General features: G+C 67.9%; 14 protein-coding genes. 8 read left to right on the top strand and 6 right to left on the bottom strand.

Annotation, left to right across the window (positions count from 1 at the left end; genetic code table 11):
• Positions 1–137 precede the first annotated feature (137 nt).
• On the bottom strand, positions 138–794 hold the full coding sequence (gene fsa / locus P6144_RS14055) for a fructose-6-phosphate aldolase (RefSeq protein WP_277768382.1): 657 nt from the start codon (positions 792–794) through the stop codon (positions 138–140).
• A gap of 12 nt (positions 795–806) precedes the next feature.
• Entirely contained in the window at positions 807–1208 is a 402-nt protein-coding gene (locus P6144_RS14050; RefSeq protein ID WP_277768381.1) for a hypothetical protein, read from the bottom strand.
• Between the two features lie 93 nt (positions 1209–1301).
• Between P6144_RS14050 and P6144_RS14045 the strand changes: the two genes are divergently transcribed.
• Positions 1302–1955: a DUF2490 domain-containing protein gene (locus P6144_RS14045; protein ID WP_277768380.1), complete on the top strand. Its 654-nt coding sequence runs from the start codon at positions 1302–1304 to the stop codon at positions 1953–1955.
• A gap of 137 nt (positions 1956–2092) precedes the next feature.
• On the opposite strand, the gene P6144_RS14040 is transcribed toward P6144_RS14045, so the two are convergent.
• The gene (locus P6144_RS14040) at positions 2093–2557 is read right to left on the bottom strand and encodes a hypothetical protein (RefSeq protein ID WP_277768379.1); all 465 of its coding nucleotides are present in this window, start codon (positions 2555–2557) and stop codon (positions 2093–2095) included.
• A 171-nt stretch (positions 2558–2728) separates the two neighbouring features.
• Here P6144_RS14040 and P6144_RS14035 point away from each other — a divergent pair, with 171 nt between their 5' ends.
• The 5 genes from P6144_RS14035 to P6144_RS14015 all read left to right on the top strand — a co-directional run bounded on the left by P6144_RS14035 (position 2729) and on the right by P6144_RS14015 (position 11371).
• Complete coding sequence (locus P6144_RS14035) at positions 2729–4897, top strand: primosomal protein N' (RefSeq protein WP_277768378.1); 2169 nt, start codon at positions 2729–2731, stop codon at positions 4895–4897.
• 78 nt (positions 4898–4975) lie between these two features.
• Entirely contained in the window at positions 4976–6502 is a 1527-nt protein-coding gene (locus P6144_RS14030) for a hypothetical protein (RefSeq protein WP_277768377.1), read from the top strand.
• A 71-nt stretch (positions 6503–6573) separates the two neighbouring features.
• Complete coding sequence (locus P6144_RS14025) at positions 6574–8106, top strand: hypothetical protein (RefSeq protein WP_277768376.1); 1533 nt, start codon at positions 6574–6576, stop codon at positions 8104–8106.
• Positions 8107–8157: 51 nt separating this feature from the next.
• Entirely contained in the window at positions 8158–9705 is a 1548-nt protein-coding gene (locus P6144_RS14020; RefSeq protein WP_277768375.1) for a hypothetical protein, read from the top strand.
• A gap of 106 nt (positions 9706–9811) precedes the next feature.
• The gene (locus P6144_RS14015; RefSeq protein ID WP_347275822.1) at positions 9812–11371 is read left to right on the top strand and encodes a serine protease; all 1560 of its coding nucleotides are present in this window, start codon (positions 9812–9814) and stop codon (positions 11369–11371) included.
• Positions 11372–11453: 82 nt separating this feature from the next.
• Here the strand turns inward: P6144_RS14015 and P6144_RS14010 are convergent, their stop codons facing one another.
• On the bottom strand, positions 11454–11924 hold the full coding sequence (locus tag P6144_RS14010; RefSeq protein WP_277768374.1) for a DUF1203 domain-containing protein: 471 nt from the start codon (positions 11922–11924) through the stop codon (positions 11454–11456).
• The gene (ada, locus tag P6144_RS14005; protein WP_277768373.1) at positions 11921–12955 is read right to left on the bottom strand and encodes a bifunctional DNA-binding transcriptional regulator/O6-methylguanine-DNA methyltransferase Ada; all 1035 of its coding nucleotides are present in this window, start codon (positions 12953–12955) and stop codon (positions 11921–11923) included. The genes P6144_RS14010 and ada overlap by 4 nt, the downstream gene beginning before the upstream one ends.
• A 248-nt stretch (positions 12956–13203) precedes the next feature.
• Here ada and P6144_RS14000 point away from each other — a divergent pair, with 248 nt between their 5' ends.
• Positions 13204–14454, top strand: a complete 1251-nt coding sequence (locus P6144_RS14000; protein ID WP_277768372.1) for an MFS transporter — start codon at positions 13204–13206, stop codon at positions 14452–14454.
• Positions 14451–16070, top strand: a complete 1620-nt coding sequence (locus P6144_RS13995; RefSeq protein ID WP_277768371.1) for a glycoside hydrolase family 43 protein — start codon at positions 14451–14453, stop codon at positions 16068–16070. The genes P6144_RS14000 and P6144_RS13995 overlap by 4 nt, the downstream gene beginning before the upstream one ends.
• Here the strand turns inward: P6144_RS13995 and P6144_RS13990 are convergent.
• The gene (locus P6144_RS13990; protein ID WP_277768370.1) at positions 16045–16476 is read right to left on the bottom strand and encodes a PilZ domain-containing protein; all 432 of its coding nucleotides are present in this window, start codon (positions 16474–16476) and stop codon (positions 16045–16047) included. The genes P6144_RS13995 and P6144_RS13990 overlap by 26 nt on opposite strands.
• Between the last annotated feature and the right edge of the window lie 22 nt (positions 16477–16498).

Below are 16498 nucleotides of genomic sequence, written 5' to 3'. Positions count from 1 at the left end.
CCTCTGGGGAGAGGGAGGGAGCCGACGAAGTCGGCGGAAGGGAGAGGGGCAGTCAACGCCCCCTACTGCCCCTCTCCCTTCCCACCGCTTCGCGGCGGGCCCCTTCCCTCTCCCCGATGGGGAGAGGGAGCTAAGGTTCAACCGATCTTCTGGCCGGTCTTGGCCCAGTCGGCCATGAACGAGGCGATGCCGGCGTCGGTCAGCGGGTGCTTGACCAGCTGGCGGATCACCGCCGGCGGCGCGGTCATCACGTCGGCGCCGATCTTGGCGGCCTCGAGCACATGGATCGGGTTGCGCACCGAGGCGACCAGGATCTCGGTGTCGAAGGCGTAATTGTCGTAGATCGTGCGGATGTCGGCGATCAGGTCCATGCCCGGATAGCCGATATCGTCGTGGCGGCCGACGAACGGCGAGATGAAGGTCGCGCCGGCCTTGGCGGCGAGCAGCGCCTGGTTGGCCGAGAAGCAGAGCGTGACGTTGACCATCGTGCCGTCGCTGGTCAGCGCCTTGCACGCCTTGAGGCCGTCGATCGTCAGCGGCACCTTGACCGCGACATTGTCGGCGACCTTCCGCACCACTTCGGCCTCGCGCATCATGCCCTCGAAATCGAGCGCGACGACTTCGGCCGAGACCGGCATGCCCGGCACGATCTCGCAGATCTCCTTGACCACCTCGAGGAAATCACGGCCGGCCTTGTGGATCAGCGAAGGATTGGTGGTGACGCCGTCGAGCAGACCGGTGTCGGCCAGGTCGCGAATGTCGGCGGTATCGGCGGTGTCGGCGAAGAACTTCATGTGGAATCCCTGTCAGTCATGCGTGAGCATCAGCTTTGCGCGACCGCCCTTAAGCCGATTCACCGTGACGCGATAGGTGCCGGGGCGCATCCGGTAATAGAGGATCTTGCGGATCGTCGAACAGCGCGGGCCGCGGCTTTCCGAGGCCATGCGCAGCGCGCGGCGGCCCTGGGCGGGAAACGCATCGATCCAGCCTTCCTGATCGATCGCGATGCCGACGGTGCCCGGCTTGCGGATGGTGATCCGGGTCTCGAGCGTGCCGCCGCGTACCGGCACGGTCACCGCATGACCGGTATCGAGCCCGCGCCCGTCGCGCGTCCAGCCGGCGAGCGGGCGCGGCAATCGCGTGTCGAGCGCGGTGCATTTCCCCTGCACCGAAGCGGCCAATGCGAGCGCCGTGAGAATCATTGCCATTCCTCCCTCCTGAATTCGGAGAAATGTTCCATGAATGTTCCGATCGCAGCAACTAAAGCTTGCACCGAAATGAAGAGGATGCGTTTAGGCGCGATGCGATCGCTTCTCGCCTTGCCCCTGCTGCTCGCCGCGCTGCCCGCCTTTGCCCAGCGGACCGACGACCAGCTATGGCTGCAGGCAAGCGGCACCGTGCCGGTGACGGCGCACAGCGAGGCGACGATCGAGAACATCGTGCGCTTCGGCGACCGCGCAAAGGGGCTGGCGCATACCGAGATCGGCGGGCTCTATGCCTGGAAGATCGGCAAGATCGAGATCGGCATCGGCTATCGCCATGTCGAGGACTTCAGCGACGGCCGGGCGCTGCCCAACGAGGAGCGCACCCGCCAGCACATCATCGTGCCGCTCGCTGCGGGGCTGGCCGCGCGCATCCGGGTGGAGCAGCGCTTCAACAGCTCAGGGTCCGGCATCGGCCACCGCGTGCGCGGGCAATTGCGCTTCACCCATGCGCTGACGCGCGGCGGGTTCGGGCTGTTCGCCGCGCACGAGACCTTCCTCAACCTCAACACCACCGGCTGGGGCCAACGCGAGGGCGTGGAGCGGATGCGCAACAGCATCGGGCTGGGCGTGCCCGTCAGCCGCCAGCTCCGCCTCGAGACGGGCTATCTCAACCAGTATCGCTTCGGCCGGAACGGCGCGCGCGACCAGATGGACCACGCCGTCACGCTGTCGCTGACGCTGCGGGCCTAGGGGTTGATCGGAACCAGGACCTGTTCCCCGGCGAAAGCCGGGGCCCAGTTGCAATGTTATTCGAGAGGCGCTCGCGCCTAGCCAGATTCACCGAAACTGGGCCCCGGCTTTCGCCGGGGAACAGAATGCGTTGGTCCCTATTCGCCGCTGACAAGCATTGCCTTCACCTTCGGCGTGGAGAGCCCCGAGACATAGAGGCGATATACCCCCGGCTTGAGATCGAAGCGGACGATCTTGCGGATCGTCGAGCATTCGGGGCCATGGCCGTGCTTGACCGAGGTGAGCGCCGCACCGCCCTCGACCCCCGACAGCACGTCGATCCAGCCGCCCTGATCGAGCGCGACGCCATAGACGCCCGCGCTCTCCACCTTGAAGCCGATCATCGCCGCGCGGCCGGGCTTGCTGCCGGCGGGCAAGCCCTTGAGCGCCGCGCCGTCGATCGTCTCCAGTTCGACGGCCTTGCCGGGCACGAATTCGTCGCCGGGCTTCACCCAGCCGAGCAGGCCGGTGGGCAGGCTGGCATCGGTCGCCTTGCACGCGGTGGTCTGGGCGGCGGGGGCCGGGGCGGTCTGGAGGAGCAGCAGGGCGGCGGCGAACAGCATCGAAATCCTTTCCTTACTCGTCATCCCCGCGAAGGCGGGGATCCAGGGTCACAAGCGACGTCGCCCCGGGCTCTGGATCCCCGCCTTCGCGGGATGACGAAAGGGACATGTGCAGAGCGCGACGATACGGGGATTCCGTTTCGCGCGCAAAAGCCCATATGAGGGGCGCCCATGTCCCGCGCCCGCGTCCTCGTCCTGCATCCCGCGCTCGGCCCCCTCGACTATCGCGTGCCTGCCGGCATGCAGGTCGCGCCGGGATCGATCGTCGTCGTGCCGATCGGGCCGCGCCAATATGCCGGCGTGGTCTGGGAGCCCGAGCGGCTGCCGACCGAGGAGATCGGCGACAACCGGCTGCGCAACATCCTCGCCGTTGCCGACGCGCCGCCAATCCCTGCGCCGGTGCGCCGGCTCGTCGAATGGACGGCGGACTATTATCTGAGCCCGCCCTCCGCCGTGCTGGCGATGGCGCTGCGCACCTCCGCCGCCTTCGAGAGCGCACCGACGATCACCGAATATCGCGCCACCGGAACGGTGCCCGAGCGGCTGACCCCGCAGCGCGCGCAGGCTCTTGAAAGGATCGGCGAGCGGCAAGGGCTGGTCAAGGAGCTGGCGCTGGTCGCCGACGTCTCCGACGCGGTGATCCGCGGGCTGGTGAAGGTCGGCGCGATCGAGCCGGTGGTGGTCGATACCGACACACCCTATCCGATGCCGGACCCGAGCTTCGCGCCGCCCGAGCTCAACCCGCTCCAGGCCGACGCCGCATCGATCCTGCGCCAGGCGGTGGGCGCTGAAGCATTCCAGCCCTTCCTGCTCGACGGGGTGACGGGATCGGGCAAGACCGAAGTCTATTTCGAAGCGGTCGCCGCCGCGCTCGCATCGGGCAAGCAGACTTTGGTGCTGCTTCCCGAGATCGCGCTGACCGAGCCGTTCCTCACCCGCTTCGAGAAGCGCTTCGGCTGCGATCCGGTCGCCTGGCATTCGGGCCTGCGCACCTCGCAGCGGCGCCGCGCCTGGCGCGCGATCGCCAGTGGTGAGGCGATGGTGACGGTGGGCGCGCGCTCGGCGCTGTTCCTGCCCTATCCCAATCTCGGCCTGATCGTGGTCGACGAGGCGCACGAGACCAGCTTCAAGCAGGAAGACGGCGTGCATTACCATGCGCGCGACGTCGCGGTGATGCGCGGGCGGTTCGAGGAGTGCCCGGTGATCCTCGCTTCGGCCACGCCGGCGATCGAGACGCGTCACCAGGTCGAGCTCGGCCGCTACGAGGAGCTCAAGCTGCCCGGGCGCTACGGACTGGCGGAGATGCCCGAGATCCGCCCGATCGACCTGATCCAGGACCCGCCCGAGCGCGGCCGCTGGATCGCCCCGGCGCTGGTCAAGGCGATCGACGAGACGCTGGCCAGGGGCGAGCAGTCGCTGCTGTTCCTCAACCGGCGCGGCTATGCGCCGCTGACCTTGTGCCGGCATTGCGGCCACCGCTTCCAATGCCCGAACTGCACCGCCTGGATGGTCGAGCACCGTCTGCTCAGGCGGCTGTCCTGCCATCACTGCGGGCACACCATTCCCGCGCCGAGCCTGTGCCCCGAGTGCAAGAGCGAGGACACGCTGGTCGCCTGCGGCCCCGGCGTCGAGCGGATCGCCGACGAAGTCGCGGCCTTGTGGCCCGAGGCGCGCACCGCGATCGTCACTTCGGACACGCTCTGGTCGCCCGCCAAGGCGGCCGAGTTCGTCAGCAGAATGGAGCATGGCGCGATCGACATCGTGGTGGGCACCCAGTTGGTCACCAAGGGCTATCACTTTCCGAACCTGACCCTGGTCGGCGTGATCGACGCGGACCTGGGCCTCGACGGCGGCGACCTGCGCGCGTCCGAACGCACCTTCCAGCAGATCATGCAGGTGGCCGGGCGCGCCGGGCGCGGCGAGAAGCCGGGGACGGTCTATATCCAGACGCATGCGCCCGATGCGCCGGTGATGCAGGCGCTGATCTCGGGCGATGCCGAGAGCTTCTATGCCGCCGAGACCGAGGCGCGCCGCGACGCCGATGCGCCGCCCTATGGCCGCTATGCCGCGATCATCGTCAGCTCCGAGGACCGCGCCGCCGCCGAGGAGACCGCGCGGATGATCGGCCGCACCGCGCCCGAGATCGGCGAGGACATGCACGTCTATGGCCCCGCTCCCGCCCCGCTGGCGATGCTGCGCGGGCGCCACCGCTACCGGCTGCTCGTCCATGCAAGGCGCAGCTTCGACGTGCAGCAGGTGCTGCGCGACTGGCTGGGCGGGCTTTCCTGGAGCCAGAAGGTGCGCGTGGCGGTGGACGTCGATCCGTACAGCTTCGTTTGAACCGATTCGGTGTAAACGGGGCTCTGTACCGGCCCCGGCAGGCGCGATAGCATCCCCGGCAAAGAGGGGGATTCCAGGATGTTGCGCAAGCTGCTTGCAGCGCTGCTGCTCGCCGCGCCAGCAACGGCGCATGCCGACTGGTACGAGGCGAGCTCGGGGCATTTCGTCGTCTATTCGGAGCAGAATCCCGAACGACTCAAGGCCTTCGCGACCAGGCTCGAGCGGTTCGACCGAATGTTTCGCAGCTTGCGCGACATGCCCGACCCGCCGATCGGGCGCGCGAACCGGCTGACCGTCTATGTCGTCGACAGCAAAGGGGCGGTCGCTGCGCTCGCCGGGCGCCAGGGCGTGGCCGGCTTCTACAAGCCCCGCGCCGGCGGGTCGCTGGCGATCGTGCCAAGCAATTCGGACGATGGCGGCATCAATGCCCTGAATGCGCAGCAAATCCTGCAGCATGAATATGCGCATCACCTGATGTGGAGCCTGACCCCGAACACCGCCTATCCGTCATGGTATATCGAGGGCTTTGCCGAGACGCTCGCGACGACAAGCTATGAGCGGGACGGCTCGATGCTGCTCGGCGCGCCGCCGCAATATCGTGGACGCGGCCTGCTCGCCGGCAATTGGCTGCCCGCCGACAAGCTGCTGATTGCCGACACGCTCAAGCTCACCGACCAGCAACGCCAGGGCCTGTATGGGCGCGGCTGGCTGCTCAGCCACTATCTCAATTTCAGCGGCCAGCGGCAGGGCCAGCTGGACGCCTATGTGGCAGCGATCAACAGCGGCAAGTCGCTGACCGAAGCGGCGGCGGTGTTCGGCGACCTGAAGGCGCTCGACCGCGAACTGGAACGCTACAAGCTCGGCCGCTTCACCGTGCGCAAAATCCCCGCATCGATGACGATGGCCGGCGAGGTGACGATCCGCAAGCTGACGCCCGGCGAAGCGGCGACGATGGAGGTTCGCATTCGCTCGAAGCGGGGCGTGAACGCCAAGACCGCACCCGATGTCTATGCCGATGCGAAGAAGGCGGCCGCGCCCTATCCCGACGATGCCGGGGCGCAGTTGGTGCTGGCCGAGGCCGCCTATGACGCGCGCGACTATGCCGTATCGGAAGCCGCAGCCGATCGCGCGCTCGCCGCCGATCCCAAGGCCGTGGACGGCTATGTCTATAAGGCGATGTGCCGCATGGCGCGTGCGCGCGATGCGAAGGATGTCGCCAAGGAGACCTGGTCGGGCATCCGCAAGATCATCGCCGCGGGCAATCGGATCGATCCGCAGGATCCCGAGCCGCTGATCCTCTATTATCGCAGCTATCTCGATCAGCATGTCCAGGTGCCGGCCATGGCCAAGGACGGGCTCTACGATGCCTATGTCTATGCCCCGCAGGACAGCGGCCTCAGGCTCAACACCGCGACGATGCTGCTGCGCGACCGCGATGTCATCCGCGCGCGCCAGCTGCTCGCCCCGCTTGCGTATCAGCCGCATGGCCGCGGGCTTGCCGAACGCGCCACGCTGCTGCTCGCCAAGATAGATGCGGGCGACGTGGACGGCGCGATCGCGCTGCTCGATGGCGGCCGCGGGCGGGACGAGGACGATGATTCCTGATCGCGTGCAATTCGCCGCTTGCACCGGCGCTGGGCGCGAATAGCATCGGCCGGCAAGAGGGGGATTTCATCATGTTGTTGCGTAGGCTTATGGCGTTGCTGCTGCTCGCCCTGCCCGCCACTGCGCGGGCCGACTGGTACGAGGCGAGTACGCCGCATTTCATCGTCTATGCCGATCGCGACCCCGAGAAGCTCAAGGCCTTCGCCACCAATCTCGAACGGCTCGACCGCGCGATCCGGCTGATGGTGGGCGGCGGCGATGCCGAGACGAGCAATGCCGCCCGCGTCACCGTGTTCACGGTGGACGACGTCCAGACGGTCGAGCGGCTGATCGGCCGCCAGGGCGTCGACGGCTTCTTCGTGCCGCGCGCCTCGGGATCGGTGGCGATCGTGCCCGAACAGGGCCGCGGCGGCGGCAGCCTGGCGCTCAAGCCGCTGCAGATCCTGCTCCACGAATATGCGCACAACCTGATGTTGAGCCTCGATCCCAATACCGGCTATCCGAGCTGGCTGATCGAGGGCTTTGCCGAGTTCAACGCCACTGCCCGATTCGGCAAGGACGGATCGGTCACGCTCGGCGAGCCGCCGCTCTATCGCGGGATCAGCATCATGAGCGATGCCGGGCTGCCGATGGAGAAGCTGCTCACGGTCGATTCCAAGTCGCTCGGCGAGAGCCAGATCGACGGATTCTACGGCCGCGCCTGGCTGCTCACCCACTATCTGCGCCTCGGCGCGCCGCAGCGGAGCACCCAGCTTTCCGCCTATGTCGCGGCGCTCAAGGCCGGCAAGTCGACGCGCGAGGCCGCCAAGGTGTTCGGCGACCTCAAGCAGCTCGACGGCGAGCTGGAAGTTTACAAGAAGCGCCACCTTGCGATCTCGACGCTGCCCGGCGCGCAGCTGGCGATCGGCCCGGTGACGGTGCGCAAGCTGAGCGCAGGCATGGCGGCGATGATGGAAGTGCGCATCCGCTCGAAGGCCGCGGTGCGCCCTGATACGGTGCAGCCCATCTATGCCGATGCACGCAAGGCGGCGGCGCCCTGGCCCGACGACCCCGATGCGCAGCTGGTGCTCGCCGGCGCGGCGATCGACGCGGGGGACTATGCCGGCGCCCAGGCCGCAGCCGATCGCGCGCTGGCCGCCGATCCCAAGCTGGTGCGTGCGCTCACGCTCGATGCCAATGCCCGGATGCTCGAGGCACGCAAGGCGAAGGACGCCCGGCCGGAGAGCTGGAACGCGGTGCGGGCGATCCTGTCCAAGGCGAACCGGCTCGATCCGCGCGATCCGATGCCGCTCTGGCTCTATTATCGCAGCTATGTAGAGCAGGGCGTGGCGCCGCCCGAAATCGCCAAGGACGGATTGAACAGCGCCTTCCTGCTCGCGCCTTATGACTATGCGCTGCGCATGACCACCGCGGTGATGTATCTGGGCGAGCGGAACGCCACCGGCGCGCGGACGGTGCTGCAGCCGCTGGTCAACGATCCGCACAGCGGGGCGCATGGCAAGCTGGCGGCGGCGCTGGTCGCCAAGCTCGATGCGGGCGATCTGGACGGGGCGATCGCGGCAGTGCGCGCCAAGTCCGAAAAGGCCGATAACGGCGGCGATTGACGACTCACCTGCAAGTCCTAGACTTCGGTCATACTTGTCGGGGGAAGACACATGGTTCGCCGTTTTTTGCTCGCTGCGTCGCTATTGCTGGCGCCGTCGCTCGCCCATGCCGAATGGTATGAGGCGAGCTCCAAGCACTTCGTCGTCTATTCGGACGACAATCCGGACAAGCTGAAGGCCTATACCGCCCGGCTCGAACGGTTCGACCAGACGCTGCGTTTCCTCACGGGCACGCCGGACAAGCCGCTGAGCCCGATGATGCGCGTGCACGTCTATGTGCTGGCGAACGTCAACGAGCTGCAGCGCCTCTATGGCCGTTCGGGCCCGGCGGGCTGGTTCGAAGGCCGCGCCACCGGTCCGATCGCCTTCGTGCCCAAGGACGACGGCAACGGCGCGCTCGATGCGCAGACGATCCTGCAGCATGAATATGCGCACAGCTTCATGTTCTCGAGCTGGCCGAGCGTGGTCTTTCCGAAATGGTTCGTCGAAGGCTTTGCCGAATTCGTCGGCACGGCCTTTTACCGCACCGGCGACGATACGCTGGTGATCGGCAAGGCGCCCGAATACCGCGCCTATGGCATCGATCGCGTCGCGCAGATGCCGGCCGAGCGGATGCTGCAGCTCGATCCCAAGGACAAGGAGATCGACACCCAGACGCTCTACGGGCGCGGCTGGCTGCTCACCCACTATACGATCCTGGGCGGCCATTCGAAGGAGCTGGCCAGCTATATCCAGGCGCTGAACGAAGGCAAATCGGTGGAGGAGGCCAACAAGGCGTTCGGCAGCCTGGGCCAGCTCGACGCCAAGCTCAACGCCTATGGCGCGCGCGCCTCGCTGCCGACGATCACCGTGCCCGCGGGCAAGGTGCAGGTGGGCGACGTGACGCTGCGCAAGCTGACCGCGGGCGAAGCCTCGACGATGAAGGCGCGGATGTGGTCGACGCGCGGCGTCGACGAGGAGCGCGCCAAGATGGTGATCGGCTGGGCGCGCCAGGCCGCGGCCGCCTATCCGAACGATTCGGGCGCGCAGAACGAGCTGGCCGAGGCCGAGTTCGACGCGAAGAACTATGCCGCGTCCGAAGCGGCGGCGGACCGCGCGCTCGCCGCCGATCCCGGTTCGATCCACGCACTGCTCTACAAGGGCATGGCGCAGCAGGAGATCGCCAAGGCCGAGAAATCGACCGACGCGGCGCGTTGGAAGGCGATCCGCGGCTGGTTCATCAAGGCCAACAAGCTCGATCCCGGCTATCCGCAGCCGCTGATCCTCTATTACGAAAGCTTCGGGGAGGCGGGCCAGCCGGTGCCCAAGGTGGCGCAGGACGGGCTGATCGGCGCCTATAGCTATGCCCCGTTCGACAACGGGCTGCGCGCCCGGGTGGGCAAGGTGCTGCTCGAGCAGGGCAATCTCGCCGGCGCGCGCATCGCCTTCGAGAAGATCGCCTATGGCCCGCACCCGGACGCGGCCAACAACGTCGCGCTCAATGTGCTCAAGGCGATGGACAGCGGCGGCAAGGACGCGGCGCTGAAGGTGATCGCCGATGCCGAGGCCAAGGCGAAAAAGGCCGAGGAAGACGCCAAGAACAAGAAGAAGACCGACTGAAGCCGGCACGGCGCGGGCTCCCGAAGGGAATCCGCGCCGCCAGCCGCTTGAACCCGGCCGGCTTTTGCCCGAAAGCTGAAGGCCAGAAACAAAGGGTTCGGGTTCGATGATGCGTCGGTTGCTGTTGGTGGTGGCGCTGCTCTTCGCGTGGGTGGGGCCGGCATATGCCGACGACATCTCCGCCTCGGCACGCGGCGTGGTGCGCATCGTCACGATCGCGGTGGTCGACGACGAAGTGGTCGGCTTCGGCCATGGCAGCGGCTTCGCAGTGGGCCCGAACCGGGTCGTCACCAACGCGCATGTCGTCGAGCTCGCCTCGCGCTACCCGGACAATGTGGTGATCGGCGTCGTCCCTTCGGAAGGCGACAAGTCGTACCAGGGCAAGGTGATCAAGATCGACCAGGCGCGCGACCTGGCGTTGATCGAGTTCACCGGCGTGCGCCTGCCCCCGCTCACGCTGTTCGGCGGCAAGATCTCCGACGGCGACTCGCTGATTGCGCTTGGCTATCCCGGCAATGTCGACGTTGCCACCGCCCGCTCGGCAGCTGACTTCATCACCCCGCAATCGCCGGTGCGCTCGCAGGGCGGCTTCTCGGGCTTCCGCAAGCTCGGCAGCGTCAGCGTGCTCGTCCACAATGCCAGCATCGCGCGCGGCAATTCGGGCGGGCCGCTGCTCGATCGCTGCGGCCGCGTGCTCGGCGTCAATTCGGCGATCACGCACAATGACGAAGGGGATTCGACCTTCGCCTTCGCCATTGCCGACAGCGAACTCCTCGCCTTCCTGGCCGAGGCCAAGCAGCCGGTGAGCACCGTCGACGTGCCCTGCACCTCGGTCGAGGAGCAGATGGCGCAGGAGCGCGATGCCGACGAGAAGGCGCGGCTGGAAGCCGATGAGCTGACCCGCGCCAATGCCGCCAAGGCCGCGGCCGAGCGCGAGGACGCGGTTGCCGACGCGCGCAGCCGGGCGGCCTCCTCGCGCGAGAATTTCATGGCCGGCGCGGCGCTGATGCTGGTGCTCGGCGCGCTCACCGTCGGCGGCGGCGGGCTGCTGCTCTCGCGCGACCGCAAGCGCGAGGCGATCTGGGTAGCGGCGGGCGGCGGCGTGCTGATGCTCGCCGCGGTGGTGATGTTCCTCAGCCGGCCGAGCTTCAACGAAGCCTCGGTGCTGGCGGTGCCCAAGGCATCGGCGACCGGCGCGGCACCGGCGGTGGCGCAGGGCAAGCTGGTCTGCACGCTCGTGCCCGGGCGCAGCCGGGTGATCGTCACCGCCACCGACAAGGTCGATCTCGACGTCGGCGCCGATGGCTGCATCAACGGCCGCACCCAATATGCCGAGGCGGAGGGCGGCTCGCACTGGCAGCGCATCCTGGTGCCCGATCAGGAAGCCAATGTCTCGGTGCTCGATTTCGACCCGGCCACCGGCACCTATACCAACACGCGCTACCTGCTCTCGTCGGACCAGATGAAGCAGGCCCGCGCGCTGCGGAAGGGCGTGCCGCTCAAGGAATGCTCGTCGGACCAGGCCAAGCGCGCCGAGCTGGCGACCCAGCAGGCATCGATCCGCACCGCGCTGCCGCCGGTCTATAACGAGAAGCTGGTGTATCGCTGCACGGCGGCGGGCCCGGAAGAGACGGCCAGCGCAACGCCGGCTGCGGCTGCCAAGTAACGTCATCCCGGCGAAAGCCGGGATCTCGTGCGGCTCTTGCCGCGCCTTCGCCTGAGACCCCGGCTTTCGCCGGGGTGACGGATCAGGCCCGATCCACCCGCGCCGCGAAGCAGCCGCGCCGGGCATTGTGGACATGGAGATAGGCCACCGCCGGGTCTTCGAACATGCGCGCGATCAGCGGCTCGAGCTCGCAGCCTTCCACGACATCGGCATCGGTCATCATCCCCGCATCGTCGAACGCGCGGATCGAGAGCAGGCGGATCGCCAGCGGCTCGGGCACGCGGTTATCGAACCGCGCCGGCATCTCGGCGCCTTCGCGCACGAAGATCGCATGCGCGCTGCGATAGGGCGTGGCGACCGGCAGATGCTCATGGTTGACCAGCAGCACCGTCTCGCCCGGATCGACATCGACCAGCTCGACCCGGCACGGCGCATCGGGCTTCGCCGTCACCGTCATGCGCACCACCTGCTCGGCGGCGAGCGCTGCATCGGACAGGCCATAGAGATGGCGGAAGGGTGCGGGATCGATCCCCGCGATCACATAGCCCATCATTCCGCTCCTTCGCGCTTGAGCAAGGCCGCCTTGCGATCGACGCCATAGGCATAGCCGCCCATGCTGCCGTCCGAGCGCAAAGCGCGGTGGCAGGGGATGATCACGGGGACATGGTTGGCGCCGCAGGCGGTGCCCGCCGCGCGCACCGCGCCCGGGTTGCCGGCCGCGGCGGCGAGCTGGGCATAGCTGCGCGTCTCGCCCGGCGGGATCGCCCGGAGCGCCTGCCACACCGCTTCCTGGAAGGCAGTGCCCTGCACGTCGAGCGGCAGATCGGTGTCGCGCCCGGGGCTCTCGACCTCGGCGACGACGCGCGCCGCCAGCGCCGACAGTGCCGCGCCGCCCTGGACGATCTCCGCCGCCGGGAAGCGCGTAGCGAGATCGAGCGCGCTTTCGTCGAATGCCACCCGGCACAGCCCCTTGTCGGTCGCCGCGATCAGCAGCGGGCCCAGGCTGGTCTCGGCCACCGTCCAGCGGATCGTCACCCCCGCCCCGCCGCGCTTCCACACGCTGGGGCTCATGCCGAGCCGGGCATTGGCGGTTTCGTAGAAGCGGCTGGGCGCCGAATAGCCGGCCTCGTAGATCGCCTCGGTCACGCTGCCTTCATCCAGCGCCGCGGCGGCGCGCTTCGCCTTGAGGCTGCGGGCATAGGCGGCGGGAGTCACGCCGGTGGCACGCTTGAACAGCCGGTGGAAATGATGCGGCGCATAGCCGACAGCGGCGGCGACATCCTCGAGCGAGACGCTTTCCTCCGCCGCCTCGATCAGCGCCACTGCCCGGGCCACCGCGATCCGGTCGCGGCCGACCTCGTCGGGCTTGCAGCGCAGGCAGGCGCGGTAGCCGGCCGCCCGCGCGGCCTCGGCATCGTCGAAGAACTCGACATGCTCGCGCTTCGGCCGCCGCGCCGGGCAGGTCGGCTTGCAATAGATGCGGGTGGTGGTCACCGCGACGATCAAGCGCCCGTCGAACGCGCGGTCACGCGCTTCGAAGGCGGCCCAGGCCGCATCTTCGGAAAGGGAGAGTGCGTGCGTCATGGGAAGGGATATAGGCGCATCGCGGACGCACCACATCCCGGGGTTTGCGGTCAAACCCTCCACATCGTCATCCCGGCGAAAGCCGGGATCTCAGGCGACGGCGCGGGAAAGGAGCCGCACGAGATCCCGGCTTTCGCCGGGACGACGGTTTAGGGCGAGAAATAACTCATACAAACCACCCTTGCCCTCCGCTCCCAAACCCGTCACCGTTAGCGCTAACGGGGCAACGACACCCGCGGGAGAGAGCCATGTCCTTCTGGCGACGCACGCGCGCCCTGCGCTGGTGGATCATCGCGATCGTGATGCTGGGCACGATCGTGAACTATCTGACACGCTCCACCCTGGCGGTCGCCGCGCCGGTGTTCATGCCCGACCTTGGCATCGACGAGCATCAGTACAGCTACATCACCGCCGCCTTCCAGGCCGGGGTGATGCTCCAGCCGGTGGTCGGCTATATCCTCGATACCATAGGGCTGCGTACCGGCCTCGCCATCTTCGCGAGCTGCTGGGGCCTGCTGACCATGGCGCATGGGCTGGCGTTCAACTGGCAGATGCTGTTCGGGCTGCGCGGGTCGCTCGGCTTCGCCGAGGGGACCTCGCACACCGGCGGGCTCAAGGTCGTCTCCGAATGGTTTCCCGCGAAGGAACGCGGGCTTGCCGGCGGCATCTATAATCTCGGCGCCTCGGCAGGATCGGCGCTGGCCGCTCCCCTGGTCGCCTGGTCGATCTGGATGTGGAACTGGCGCGCGGCCTTCTTCGTCGCTGGGGCGCTGGCGCTGTTCTGGGTGCTGCTCTGGCTGCGCTATTATCGCAGCCCCGCCGAGCATCCCGACATCAGCGACGAGGAGCGCGCGCATATCCTCGCCGGCCAGGAAGCGCATGTGCAGGCGGCGGGCACGCGGCCCTCGATCGGATCGATCCTCCGGCAGCGCAACTTCTGGGGCATCGCCATCCCGCGCTTCCTCGCCGATCCGACCTGGGGCACGCTGACGTTCTGGTTGCCGCTCTATCTGGTGAAGGTCCGCCATTTCGACCTGGGCGAGATCGCCATCTCCGCCTTCCTGCCCTTCGTCGCCGCCGATCTCGGCTGCCTGTTCGGCCCCAGCGTCGTGCTCTGGCTCCAGCGCCGCGGGATCGACCTGATCGATGCGCGCCGCTGGACCTTCACGCTCGGCGCGCTGCTGATGACCGGCATGCTGTTCGTCGGGTTCGTCGAGAGCGCCTGGGCAGCGGTCGCGCTGCTCTCGCTCGGCGGCTTCGCGCACCAGACCCTGTCGGTCACCGTGATCACCATGGCCAGCGACCTGTTCCGCCGCGACGAGCTCGGCACCGTCGCCGGCATGGCGGGCACCTGCGCCAATGCCTCGATCCTGATCTTCTCGCTGCTGATGGGCAGCCTCGTCGCCTCGATCGGCTATGCGCCCTTCTTCATCGCGCTCGGCCTGCTCGACCTGGTCGCCGCCGCAATGCTCTGGACGCTGGTACGAAAGCCCGCATGACCCGCAATCCCATCCTGCCCGGCTTCAATCCCGATCCCTCGATCGTCCGCGTAGGCGCGGATTACTACGTCGCCACCTCGACTTTCGAATGGTTCCCGGGCGTGCAGATCCACCACAGCCGGAACCTGGCGAACTGGACGCCGGTCTCGCGGCCGCTGAACCGCGCTGCCCAGCTCGACATGCGCGGCGATCCGGACGGCTGCGGCATATGGGCGCCGTGCCTTTCGCACGATGGCGAGCGCTTCCACCTGATCTACACCGATGTGAAGCGCTATGGCCGAACCACTGTGGGGGGTGCATCGGGCGCGAGCCTGCGCGACTTCCACAACTACCTCGTCACCTGCGACACGATCGACGGCGACTGGTCCGATCCGATCCGCCTCAATTCGAGCGGCTTCGATCCCTCGCTCTTCCATGACGACGACGGCCGGAAGTGGCTGCTCAACATGCTCTGGGACCATCGCCCGGGCCGCAACCGCTTCGCCGGAATCGTCGCGCAGGAATATTCGCCGGAGGCGCAGAAGCTGATCGGCGAGCGGGTCAACATCTTCCCCGGCACACCGCTGGGTCTCACCGAGGCACCGCATCTCTACCGGCGCGACGGCTGGTACTATCTGCTCACCGCCGAGGGCGGCACCGGCTGGAACCACGCGGTGACGATGGCGCGTGCGCGCAGCCTCACCGGGCCGTACGAACTCCATCCCGACACCTATATCCTCTCCAGCCGCACCCGCCCCGATGCCCCGCTCCAGCGCGCCGGCCATGCCGATCTGGTCGAGACGCCTTCGGGCGAGCCCTGGCTGGTCTATCTGTGCGGGCGGCCGCTGCCCAATCGCGGGCGCTGCGTGCTGGGGCGCGAGACCGCGATCCAGCCGATGCGCTGGGGCGAGGACGGCTGGCTCTACACGACGGGCGAAAAAGGCATGCCGATGCTCGAAGTGCCGGGCCCCGAGGGCCGCGCGCCAGCCGACACGAAGGACGATTTCGACACGCCGGCGCTGCCGATCGACTTCCAATGGCTGCGCACCCCCGAGCCCGAGACGATCTTCAGCCTCACCGCCCGGCCAGGGCATCTACGGCTCCATGGCCGCGAGACGATCGGCAGCCTGTTCACCCAGGCTCTGATCGCGCGGCGGCAACAGGCATTCTGCTATTCGGCCTCATGCGCGCTCGACTATGCGCCGCAGCATTTCCAGCAGGCCGCCGGGCTGGTGGCGTATTACAACGCCTCCAAGTTCCACTACCTCCACGTTAGCCGTGACGAGGAAAATGGCCGCCACATCCGGGTGATGTCGGCGCTGCCCGATTCGCCCCAGGCGGACAGTTTCACTGCGCCGATCCCGATCCCCGAGGGGCCGGTCGAGCTGCGCTGCGAGGTCGACTATGAGCGGCTATGCTTCGCCTGGCGGGTGCCGGGCGGCGACTGGCAATGGCTCGCCGAGCAGTTCGACGCCTCGATCCTCTCGGACGAGGCGAGCTCGCCGGGCATGGCCAACTTCACCGGGGCGTTCATCGGCATGGCATGCCAGGACATGTCCGGCGCGGGGCTCCACGCCGATTTCGACTGGTTCGCCTACCGGGAGAGGGATTTCAGTCCTCGCGCTCCGGGCGCTTGATCAGCCGGCGCAGCGGCGGGATCGTCGGCTTGGGCGCCGGCTTGACGCCGAAACGCGCGGCGAGCGCAGCCGAGAGATCGGCGAGCACATGCTCCTGCCCGCGAAAGGCATGCGCGATCTCTTCCTCGGTCAGCGCTTTCATGAAGGCGCAGCCATGGGTGTTGCCCGAGCGGCGCACCACCTTGGCGGCGCGCGATCCGGCACCCGACAGGCCGAGCGAGACGAGCGTGCCCACCGGCAGATCGAGCTCGGACGAGAAGCGGAAGCCGGTACGCGAGAAATCCTCGACCTGGACGTCGAACGGCTCGCCATCGGGCGCGCGCAGGGTCGAGGGCGAATCCGCATCGAACCGGATCGCGCCGCGGCGGTCGATATCTCCGAGAATCTCAAGCTTGGCGACGAGCAATTTGGGGCTCCTTGGAAGGCGC

The sequence above is a fragment of the Sphingomonas sp. HITSZ_GF genome, from assembly GCF_029543155.1.
Lineage (GTDB): Bacteria > Pseudomonadota > Alphaproteobacteria > Sphingomonadales > Sphingomonadaceae > Sphingomonas.
Note: the sequence above shows the minus strand (reverse complement) of the source record. Positions and strands in the feature narration are given on the sequence as shown.